Annotated in this window: 16 protein-coding genes; 15 read left to right on the forward strand and 1 reads right to left on the reverse strand. The window is 32.2% G+C overall.

Annotation, left to right across the window (positions count from 1 at the left end; translation table 11 throughout):
• Positions 1-218 precede the first annotated feature (218 nt).
• The 15 genes from G5V56_RS18860 to G5V56_RS18930 all read left to right on the forward strand — a co-directional run bounded on the left by G5V56_RS18860 (position 219) and on the right by G5V56_RS18930 (position 10,120).
• On the forward strand, positions 219-614 hold the full coding sequence (locus tag G5V56_RS18860) for an META domain-containing protein (RefSeq protein ID WP_166968098.1): 396 nt from the start codon (positions 219-221) through the stop codon (positions 612-614).
• 151 nt (positions 615-765) lie between these two features.
• A complete protein-coding gene (locus tag G5V56_RS18865) occupies positions 766-1,368 on the forward strand; it encodes a hypothetical protein (protein ID WP_166968100.1) in 603 nt (200 codons plus the stop codon).
• A 149-nt stretch (positions 1,369-1,517) separates the two neighbouring features.
• Positions 1,518-1,967: a hypothetical protein gene (locus G5V56_RS18870; protein WP_166968102.1), complete on the forward strand. Its 450-nt coding sequence runs from the start codon at positions 1,518-1,520 to the stop codon at positions 1,965-1,967.
• Positions 1,968-2,250: 283 nt separating this feature from the next.
• Positions 2,251-2,946, forward strand: coding sequence for a hypothetical protein (locus G5V56_RS18875; RefSeq protein ID WP_166968104.1), 696 nt, complete (start codon positions 2,251-2,253; stop codon positions 2,944-2,946).
• 644 nt (positions 2,947-3,590) lie between these two features.
• The gene (locus G5V56_RS18880; protein WP_166968106.1) at positions 3,591-3,962 is read left to right on the forward strand and encodes a transposase; all 372 of its coding nucleotides are present in this window, start codon (positions 3,591-3,593) and stop codon (positions 3,960-3,962) included.
• Positions 3,963-3,964: 2 nt separating this feature from the next.
• Positions 3,965-4,813: an IS3 family transposase gene (locus tag G5V56_RS18885; protein ID WP_262886933.1), complete on the forward strand. Its 849-nt coding sequence runs from the start codon at positions 3,965-3,967 to the stop codon at positions 4,811-4,813.
• 41 nt (positions 4,814-4,854) lie between these two features.
• Positions 4,855-5,667, forward strand: coding sequence for a DUF6438 domain-containing protein (locus tag G5V56_RS18890; protein ID WP_166968108.1), 813 nt, complete (start codon positions 4,855-4,857; stop codon positions 5,665-5,667).
• Positions 5,668-5,826: 159 nt separating this feature from the next.
• Positions 5,827-6,336 (forward strand): hypothetical protein, encoded by a 510-nt coding sequence (locus tag G5V56_RS18895; protein WP_166968110.1) that lies wholly within the window; start codon positions 5,827-5,829, stop codon positions 6,334-6,336.
• Positions 6,337-6,497: 161 nt separating this feature from the next.
• On the forward strand, positions 6,498-6,953 hold the full coding sequence (locus G5V56_RS18900) for a macro domain-containing protein (protein ID WP_166968111.1): 456 nt from the start codon (positions 6,498-6,500) through the stop codon (positions 6,951-6,953).
• Positions 6,954-7,201: 248 nt separating this feature from the next.
• Positions 7,202-7,585 carry a hypothetical protein gene (locus G5V56_RS18905; protein ID WP_166968113.1) on the forward strand — a complete coding sequence of 128 codons (384 nt, stop codon included), beginning with the start codon at positions 7,202-7,204 and terminating at the stop codon, positions 7,583-7,585.
• A 155-nt stretch (positions 7,586-7,740) separates the two neighbouring features.
• Complete coding sequence (locus G5V56_RS18910; RefSeq protein WP_166968115.1) at positions 7,741-8,238, forward strand: hypothetical protein; 498 nt, start codon at positions 7,741-7,743, stop codon at positions 8,236-8,238.
• A gap of 170 nt (positions 8,239-8,408) precedes the next feature.
• Entirely contained in the window at positions 8,409-8,876 is a 468-nt protein-coding gene (locus G5V56_RS18915) for a hypothetical protein (RefSeq protein WP_166968117.1), read from the forward strand.
• Between the two features lie 161 nt (positions 8,877-9,037).
• Positions 9,038-9,391, forward strand: a complete 354-nt coding sequence (locus G5V56_RS18920; protein WP_166968119.1) for a hypothetical protein — start codon at positions 9,038-9,040, stop codon at positions 9,389-9,391.
• Positions 9,392-9,558: 167 nt separating this feature from the next.
• Complete coding sequence (locus G5V56_RS18925) at positions 9,559-9,798, forward strand: hypothetical protein (RefSeq protein WP_166968121.1); 240 nt, start codon at positions 9,559-9,561, stop codon at positions 9,796-9,798.
• Positions 9,782-10,120, forward strand: coding sequence for a hypothetical protein (locus G5V56_RS18930; protein WP_166968123.1), 339 nt, complete (start codon positions 9,782-9,784; stop codon positions 10,118-10,120). Before G5V56_RS18925 ends, G5V56_RS18930 begins: the two co-directional genes overlap by 17 nt.
• Positions 10,121-10,133: 13 nt before the next feature.
• On the opposite strand, the gene G5V56_RS18935 is transcribed toward G5V56_RS18930, so the two are convergent.
• The coding region (locus G5V56_RS18935; RefSeq protein WP_166968125.1) for an IS110 family RNA-guided transposase at positions 10,134-10,845 on the reverse strand (712 nt) is incomplete at its 5' end.

Here is a 10,845-nt window from a genome sequence, read left to right on the forward strand (position 1 = left end):
GAAAGTAATGGTAGACCAAAATTTGAAAATGTATGGAAATATATGTGTTTCCCTGATTAAAAATACTACCACCAACAATGTGTATAATTCATTGCTAGTTATAGCCTACTTGCGAAAGTCCGCGAGGACTTTCTATTTGTGATTTATTTGCTAAATTTAGTGCTTAAATCACGCAACGAAATCATACACTAGACCGTTAGCACACATTTGAGAAAACTATGAGAATATTAATAATACTGACTTTAATTCTCGGAATTAATTCTTGCAAAGCACAATCCATATCGGAAAATGAACTAATTGGAAAATGGATTTTAGTTGCAGAAACCGACTCTTTTCCTGACGATATTGAGCCACTTACCGAAAATGACTCTGACTCGGAATCCGAATCTGACTCAAAAGCGGAATTGAAAACCACTCTAACATTTAATAAAGACAAAACAATATTCATTAACCAAATGGGAAATGAATATAATGCAACTTATAAACTGACTGACTCTACTCTCACTCTTGGAAATCGGATTTATATTATTGTTCGACTTGATAAAGAAAAGCTCATTTACAAAGTCAAAGACCATTTGTTTGATAAGCATTATGAATATAAAAAAGTGAAATAAAAAAACGTGTGCTAACAACGTGTAAAAATAATTGCTTGGTTCTAGCCTACTCGGAAAATCCTGCGGATTTTCCTCTGGTTCGCTCCATTTTTAGTAAGTTAGTTGCTTGCACACACAACTATCCTTACACAACACGTTGTAAAACATTTGAATGAAAATCCTGCTAACAATTTTACTACTACTGAATTTTGGAGTTTCTAACTCACAAAACTTCATTGATGGAATAATTTCTTGTGCCGAACATCGATTTGAAGAGAAACTTAAATTTATAGTTGATAAAGACATACTGGAAACAAACTTTAAATTTGAGGAATCAAAAACAATAGTAGAAATTCACAATCCCGAAAAAGGACTGGAACGCATAAGTTTGGCTGAATTCAAAAAATCTGATTGGCCAGTGATACAGTTTTGGCTGAATTATAAAATAACTTGTCAAAACCTCGAATTGACGGAATTATTGATTCCATTCAATCTGAATTGCACAACGCCTTGGAACAAAAAAGACACTCAAGAAATTTTAGAGCCTTATTTAAGAGTCTTGCAGAATAAGACAAAAATTGACTTGAAAAAAGCACTTGAAATCGGAAATGAAAATGGTCTGAATGAAATATATTTTTGGGACATTGATTTTGAGAAAAAGAAACTGATTTGGACTTTGAAAAGTAAATTAGAAAATAATCAATCGAAAGTGATAAAAATAAATTCTAAAAATGGAAAAATATTGTCGGAATTTATTGAAAGCCCAATTGATTAAAAAACGTTTTACAACACCTTGTATAGCTCATTGCGGCTGAATTCCTAATCGGAATTCATTGCAATTTGCTATCTTTCGGTTACGGCGGAAAATCATAGCTGATTTCCCGCAACAAAGCCATACACAAAACCGTTAGCAACTATTTGAGAATGAACCTACGAAAACTATTCGGAATAAAACCAAAAGAGAAAAAGCCATATGAGTTTGCTGACGTTTTACATATGTGGGAAGATGACTATTTAATGATTGAATTCCTACCAAAAGAAAACTTGGAATTCGTTAAAAAAGAATCTAAACGAATAAATGAATTTGGACAAGAGCATTTTGACGGAAATGGATTCACTGAAATTACCGAAATTGGAGAGGTTCCTATAAAAACAGTCGATAAAGGAATTGACTTTAATTCGATTGCCAAAATATTTGAAAAAAACGGAATGAAACGCATCACGGAAGTCGTATATCAGAATGTCGGACATTTAACAGGAGAAAAAGTACCTTTTGGATTTGGTTCGAATAATTTTGCTGTATTGCTCGAAAATGAAAATGGAAAATTAAAAAACATTTGGGCAACTGGAAGAATAGAAAATGAGGAGTTGTAAAAGAAAATTCAAAAATGGACTTTCCGAATTTTCGAAAACATTTGATTTTCTTGCTATCGATTGGTTCAAATCTGAATCATTTGACTTGCAAATCGAAAATGAAATGGATGAATTTATAAAAAACAGTTGCTAACCATGTATAACCGCAATTACGGCGGATTCGACTGCGTCCGAATCCACTCGGAATTGCTAAAGTCTGTGCCAAACCGAAAATTAACGCATATTAACCCGTAACTGCGGTTATACGAACCGTTGCCAATAATATGAAAAACGAATAGAACGAATGAAAAGTGAATTATGGGACAAAAACTCTATTAAAGCGTTTACAACTGGATATTCGACTAAAGAACTTGACTTTTTCGACAAGGAATGTGAAGATTTTCTAACTGTAGTAATTAACCTATCAAGAACACAAAACGATAAATTCGATGTTAAATCGAGAGAATTAAAAAAAGCAAATTGGTTAATTCTTAATGACATAAGCTGTTCACTTTTTGATTGTTTATCTGAACTAAAAAAAGGGAACATCAGAATTGCTGGTCGAGTTTTCAGAGACGTATTGGAAAATATGCATTTATTGGAGTTACTAAACAAATCAGATAACGGAACATTATTAGAAAAATGGTTCGATAATGAATTTATACCTCACAGGACTTACAGAGATTGGTTAAAGAAAAAAGACGAGAAACTTGCGAACTTAACTAGAGATGTTTATCAATTATATTCACAGTTTTCTCATAGAAATTTTAAACCGATTAGTGAAAGTTATTTTACTAATGAAAACGGGAATTTAGAACACAAATGGCATCTTGACCGAAAAAATAGTGACGATTTAAAAATTTTATCAAAATATTATAGTCATTTATCTTATTTTGTTTTTAACTCAAGTCTGAATTATGGAGATTATAAAGTCTTGAATTCATTTGAATTGAGCGTAATAGCTAATGAAGCTTTGAAAAATATAGAAACTGAAAAATAAATACTATTGGCAACACCGTGTATAATTCATTGCTAGTACTCGCCTACTTACGAAAATCCTCACGGATTTTCTATTCGGTTTGTATTTGCTAAATTAGTTGCTGAAACACGCAACGAAATCATACACAATACCGTTGCCATTCATTGCAGAACGCACTTAAAATGTAAAAAAATCACAAAAAAATAGAAACTATGTTTTTAGCAATCGGACCAATCCAAATAATTTTAATTTTTACAATATTTCCCATTGGAATATTCCTTTTAGGCTTTTTTCTAGGAAAAAAATCAGGATATAAAAAAAGAGCGAAGGAAACTGAAAATCGGAACAAATAATAATATAAATCGGAATTTTTAGCTTGTTTGCAGAATTGAAAAAGTTTGCGGTATTAAAAACCGACTGACCTTACTCAAACGCATAAAAAAGGCTTTAACGACCTACCAAAAACTGAAAGAAAAAACAACGAAATGGCAACACCGTATATAAAAAATTGCTAGTTTTAGTTAAACCAAAGTTAGTTGCTCGTTTGCTTGCTTCTGATTTTCCTTCGGAAAATCCTCGCACACAAACTCGCAACTTTCCATATACAATCACGTTGCCTGTAATTATGACCCGTCCTGAAATAAGGCTACATAATTTTAAACATTATGTATAGAAATGACAAAGTAATCAGACGGTATTCAGAACCTTTTAAACTGAAAATTTTAGACGAAATTACAACTGGAAAACTAAACAAGAACCAACTAGGAAAACTTTATGGTATTGCTCCCACCACAATTAATGAATGGATTAGAAAGTACAATCGTAAAGACCTTATGAACACCAGAGTAAAAGTGGAAACAAAAGACGAAATAACTCGAGTTAAAGAACTGCAAAAAGAGATTGAACAACTTAAAAAGCTGCTTTTAAAAAAGGATCTCGATGCCTTGGTATTGGATTCATACCTGGAAGTAGCTGCTGAAGACCTAGGCTATAAATCTGTTGCTGAACTAAAAAAAAAGCTAAGTACAAAGCCTTAATCATAGCCAAAGAAAAAGCTAAGGGATTTGCTTCTTTAACTACTATAACCAATTGTTTTGGACATAAACGCAATGCTTACTATAAGTATAAAAATAGAGCTGATAAGCGGTTAAAACAAGAACAACGTATTATTGAGATAGTTAAGAAAAGACGCAAGTCCCTGCCTAGAGAAGGTGTGCGTAAACTTGTTAAATCATTAGATAATGAGTTTACTAAAGCAAATCTTAAAGTGGGTAGAGATACTTTATTTAATATCCTTAGAAAACATCAAATGCTTACACTTAGAAAGAAATATAGCTCCAGAACAACCAACTCCTTGCACAGGTTCTACAAGTATAAAAACATCATTAAAGATGTTCAAGTTACAAGACCTAACCAAGTTTGGGTATCTGATATTACCTATATCAGAACTATTAAAGGATTTTGTTATCTAGCCCTCATTACAGACGTGCATTCTAGAAAGATTGTTGGTTATGACCTTAGTGACAGCTTAGAACTAAACGGATGCGTTAGAGCGCTTAATAAAGCTATTTATCAGGCAAAGCATATTAGAGGTCTTACCCATCATTCAGACAGAGGCATACAGTATTGCAGTAATGTGTACACACAAATCCTCAAAAGAAACAAAATAGATATTAGTATGACTGAAGAAAACCATTGTTATGAAAATGCCCTCGCAGAAAGGGTTAACGGGATTCTTAAAGATGAATTTTATCTCGACCAAACATTTACAAACATAGCTCACGCGAAAAGAGCTACAAAAAATGCAATTAATTTATACAACGAAATAAGATTACACTTATCTTTAGATTTCAAAACACCGAATATGGTATATAAATTATCAGCGTAAATCAATTTTTAACCTGTAGCCATATTTCAGGACGAGACATTATGAAAAAACTCATATTCTTAATATTAATCATTTCATTAAACATTAGTTTTAGTCAATCTATAGTACCTGAAGGAAAATGGATTTCGGATGAAAATGAGATGATTTCATTCAACTCTGAATATGACAATAAAAGCTCGCTAACAAGCAAAATAAGAAGTGATGATTTTTATTTAGAAGTGTTTAATGACACTTTGAGTTTCCAATCAAGATATTATACTTCTGCTGATGACTACAAAAAAATGATCACTGACAGATATGATTTCAAAATTCAAAAAATGACTGACAGTATTCTGACTATTAAACCGATATCTAAATTCTCAATCAGCTTTTTTGGAAATGATAATCCTGTGACTTTCAAAAATCAAAGGTTCATAAAAGATAAAAACTTTAAATTCGAAAAATTAGTTTTCCATACTTCCACTTGTTTTGGTTCTTGTCCTGTAATTCATTTGGAAATTCTAAAAGATGGAACATTTAAATTAGACGGAACTTATTATAAAAACAGGTCATATAATTCTAAAGATACAGAACGTTCTGGAAGTTTTACTGGAATACTAAAAGATGAAGAACTGAAAGAATTGAATGATTTAATTGTCAAATCACGAATTACGACTTTTGAGGACACTAAAGGGAATATGTTTTGTTGTGATGGTGCTGTAAAAACTATTATTCTGTATCACAATGGTAAACGGAATTATTTTAAAGCAATGTTTGAACCAAGGTTAGTTCAAGAATTAATTAGTTTTTTATATCAAATCGACAAGAAAGCGGAATTGACAAGAACTGATGAAAAATTTGAATTTGAAAAATAACTACAGGCAACAACGTGTATAATTAATTGCGGCTGAATTTCCTCTAGGAAATTCAATCTTATTAATTATCTTTCGGTTACAGCGACAAAACCTCGCAGGTTCTCCCGCAACTAATCATACACAAAACCGTTACCCAACATTTGAACAACAACTTCCCATATGACAAAAAAAGAGCAACAACCAATTTTTAAAAAATCAATTCTCGCCTGTTTATTAATCATCGGATTTGGAATTTATCTTTCAATTCGAGGAACGAAAGAGAAAACAGAATTTAATAATGTGACAGGTCAAATTGATTATTTTGACAAAACATTTCAAGAAATAAACTATAGAAATAAAGGAGACCATAGATTTATTCATATTGTAGATTTCCCTCTTATATTTGATGTTTTTGTTGGACAAGCCTCTGGCGATTTCGGACCGAAATTTGAACAATTGGATAAACTAAAACTCGGAGATGAAATTACAGTTTTTTACGATGACAAAACCCCTTTACAGAAAAATCGAGATTTACGGTTTAATAAAACTGTGCAATTTATAGACAAGGATGGAAAAGCATATTTTATTCGTGGTAATAAAGATAAATACGGTGGATATTTAGCTATTGGAGTTGGTGTTTTGCTAGTGATAACACTTTTGATTTTAAAGAAACTTGGAAAAATAAAATAAAAACGTTGGGTAACACCGTATAAAAATAATGCTTAAATTAGTTCTTAATCAAAGGTTAGTGCTGTTTTGCTAGCTTCTGATTTTCCTTCGGAAAATCCTCGCACACAAAACCGCACTATTCTTATACAATCACGTTGTAAGCAATTTAAACCGACCAAAACTTGAGAAAAATAAAAGGAGATTTAATAAAATTAGCAATTGACGGAGAATTTGACTTAATCATTCACGGATGTAATTGTTTTTGTACAATGGGTGCTGGAATTGCTAAAACTATAAAACTGAAATTTCCAGAAGCTTATAAATCTGACCTTAAAACAGAAAAAGGAGACAAATTAAAACTCGGAACTATCAGCGTTGCGGAAACCGAAACCGAAAATGGAAAACTGATAATCGTTAACGGATATACACAATTTAATTGGAGAGGAAATGGAAATAAAGCTGACTACGATGCGATTAGAAATGTATTCAAAAAAGTAAAAGAAAAATTCTCTGGATTACGAATTGGTTATCCCGCAATTGGAGCTGGACTTGCAGGTGGAGATTGGAATATAATTTCCGAAATTATTGAACAGGAACTGGACGGAGAAAATCACACATTTGTTGAGTATGGAAAATAAAAAACTGCTTACAACAATGTATAACCGCAATTACGGCGGATTCGACTACGTCCGAATCCACTCGGAATTGCTAACGTTAGTGCTAAACCGAAAATTAACGCATATTAACCCGTAACTGACGGTTATACGAGACCGTTGTAGCGCATTTCAAACAAACATCACGAAGAAAATAAATGAACGGATTTAGACTTTTCCCAATCCACATTCTGATAAAAGATTTGTCATTTATGACCTTTTATTTTCTGTTGATGAAATATAACTTGACAAGCGAAACAGCATTAGCTGATGCCTTAAAAAATCACCCAAATATTACCGATTGGAGTTTCGTGAGTATTATCCAAGGTTCAATATTTTACAATCTGACAACTCTGATTGTAAGTCTTGTAACATATTTTCCAATAGTCTATATAATGAAAAGGCTGATTGACAAAAGCCACACAATAAAAATAATATTGACAGGATTTATTCTGACAGCAACAACACCCATATATTATCTATTTCTAACCGACTGGAAACAAAACGATTATTATTTGCCAAATGCTGAACGAATTGCTTGGGTACTTTGTTTTGTTCTTTCAATCGGATTTTATTATTTGGCGAATAGAACTAATAAAACCAAAATAAACGAATAAAAAACGCGCTACAACACTGGCTATACGCAATTGCTCGGTCATCGCTCATCCGAAAATTCCTGCGGAATTTTCTACGGTTTGGGTATATTTGGAAAGAGAAGGCTGAGGCACGCAACTGCGCATAGCCTAAACCGTTGTGCACAAGTTGACAAAAAATGAAACTGACTGAACTAATTCTGATTTTACTACTATCCAAATCGAGTTTTGGACAAGAAAAATACGTCGGAATTTATAAAAGCCATTTTTCAGAAAGTATTGAATTAAAATCTGACTCAACTTTTATACATAAATGGCGGTTTGACCTTTCTTCAAGTTGGACAACTGGAAATTGGAAAGTTAAAAAGGACACAATCTATCTGACAACTGAACTTATAATGGACACTTTGTCGATTCGAAATTCTGCCAATAAAATAATTAAAGATTCATTGGTTTTGTCGTCTGACTTAAAACCTAAACGAATTGAATCAAATGAACATATAATTTCTCAAATATCAAGCGGAGGACAAAACAGAGAAAAACCACCGAAAAAACTATTCTGGCAAAAAGATAAACTTTATCGGATTAAAGAAAATGGAACTCTCAATTTGAGAAAAATAAAACAATTTTGGACTAACAAAAAATATAAAACCTATTTCAGAAAAGAAACCGAATAAAAAAACCTGTGCACAACACCGTATAAAAAAAATTGCTAGTTTTAGCTAAACCAAAGTTAGTTGCTTTGTTTGCTAGCTTCTGATTTTCCTTCGGAAAATCCTCGCACACAAACACGCAACTTTCCTTATACATCAACGTTGTAGGTAATTTGAGAAAACCGTGAAACTGAATGAATAGGAATCAAAAAATAGCCCTTTTAATTATAATCATACTTGGAGTTTTTGTCCCTTTTATTGACTCTGTTCTGATTTTCGAAATGTTCTTTTTACTAATTCCATTTGCTATAATTTTCGTTGTGACTTTAATTTATTTAATTATTAGTCTATTAAATAAAAAATTGAGCACTCGGAAAGCAATGTTTGCGTTTTCAATACTTCCGATTTTTGTAATATCTCAATTGACATCTGACTTTTTATTTGACCGATTCCAGAGGTTTAGAATAAAAAGAGTAATAACCGAAATTGAAAAATCTAAAGATAAAACTGGTGAATTTCCAAAAACTATTGACTTACCAATGGGAATTGAATACACTGCTGGAGAAAATGGATACGGATTCAAATATTCAAGAGGATTTTTGGAAACTGTTAGATATAATTCAACGGATAAAGAATTTGTCGTTTATGGTTGGAATGATTAAAAAACTACCTACAACACCGGCTATAGTTCATTGCGGCGGAATTTCCTCTCGGAAATTCCTGCGTATTTGCTAACTTTGGTTTACGGCGGAAAGAATCCTGCGGATTTTTCCGCAACGAAACCATAGCCAAACACGTTGTGTGTCATTTTGAAAACAAACTAATGTCTAGAAAAAATCAAAAAATAATAGCTGGATTACTGCTTGTTTTGCTTGTTAGTTTTGGACTTTATAAAAATATTTATGACCATAACAAACTGACAAAAAATGGAATAATAACCAATGGAAAAGTCATTAAATTAAAATACGTGAATAAATCTACTTATGACTTAATTTTTGAATTTTATGCCGATAGTGTTAAAATTCAGGGTAACGTTTTTACGTCGTATTTTGAAATTAAAAATATAAAAGGAAAAATATATAAAGTGACTTATTCAAAAGAAAGCCCTGAAATAAATGATATCGATATAGGTGAATATAATTCATATAAAAAACATAGACCTTTTTTTTCCAATTAATAAAAAACGAACACACAACATCGTATAAAAATAATGCTTAGTTTAGTGCTTAATCAAGAGTTCGTGCGCTTTTGTTAGCTTCTGATTTTCCTTCGGAAAATCCTCGCACACAAAACCGCACTATTCTTATACAATCACGTTGGGCACAATATCTGAACAGAACGCAAATGAAAGAAAATAAAGATAGAGTGATAATCGCAAGTGACGTAAATGAACGTGACGGAATCGGAGTTGAAATTTATCGAAATGACGAATTGATTGCGGAAATTTTCAGAGACGACACAGAAAAAACGAGAAAAATCCGAATATTTAAAGAAAATATATCGCTTGAATTAATGGAGGAATGTATTCAGACCTTTAAAAAAGAAATACCTTGGGAATTTATAAAATATGCCGAAACCGATTAAAATATTATTGTCAATTCCATCGATTGTCGGAATTGTTTATATGTTCACTTTTTTGAGTGTTGATTTTTTCAAATGGATTACGAATAATGTTGTCGGATTTGAATATCAAGGACCAATTGTTAACGGACTGATTTTAACACAAATCGGATATCTGATTTATCGACTTTGGAATTATAAAAATGTAGAGAAAAAAATAAAAACTGAATGGACTTGGCTTTTAGTAATATTCAACTTCATTTCAAGTTTATTCTTCATTTGGAAAAAAGATGCTGAATTAAATAATATGAATAAAAATACTGTGCCCAACAAAGAACTGAGTTAAAAAACAAGTCTTTTTAGACTAATTTTGAAACAAAGTTTTCATCGTATGGTCTTCCTGATTTTGCAATAGCAAACGCCTGTTTCAATAGTTTATTTGCAACAGCTATCAATGCCAGTTTTTTACTCTTGCCCTTGTTAACTATACGTTCATAAATCTCTCGACATGCCTTGTTATGTTTACAAGCCGAAAATGCACATAAAAATAGTAGATTCCTGAGTTTCTTGTTGCCCACTTTACTTATCCTACTCCTACCTCTTACGCTACTTCCTGACTCCCTTATGGTTGGGGTTATGCCAACATAGCTGCATAATTGTGAAGCCGTTTCAAATTTCTTAAAACCATCGGTTAGTACTATTAAAAATAACGCTGTTTTTATTCCCATACCTGGTATGCTTTTCAATAGTGTTAATTGATGTTGCTGGTCTTGTTTTACCAGTTCTAACAAACGCGCTTCTATTCCTTTTATCTCTTTATCCAAGTGTTTTAAATCGCGTTTCAAAGATTGATGGACATACTTAGATGGAATACCCAAAACTTCCTCGCCATGTAGCTTATTCTTGGTTTGGGTGCGCTTCTTTAAGTAATTGTCAAGCAATCGGAATAACTGTAAACATTCGGCTTGTACATCTGTTAATGCTGTGTATAGAGGAACCTCATTCATTTGTCCATACTCACAAATCGCTTTGGCATCACTCTTATCGGTCTTTACCTTGGCCAACTTCATC

Origin of the sequence: Yeosuana marina, assembly GCF_011762485.1 — a bacterium.
Taxonomy (GTDB): Bacteria; Bacteroidota; Bacteroidia; order Flavobacteriales; family Flavobacteriaceae; genus Yeosuana; species Yeosuana marina.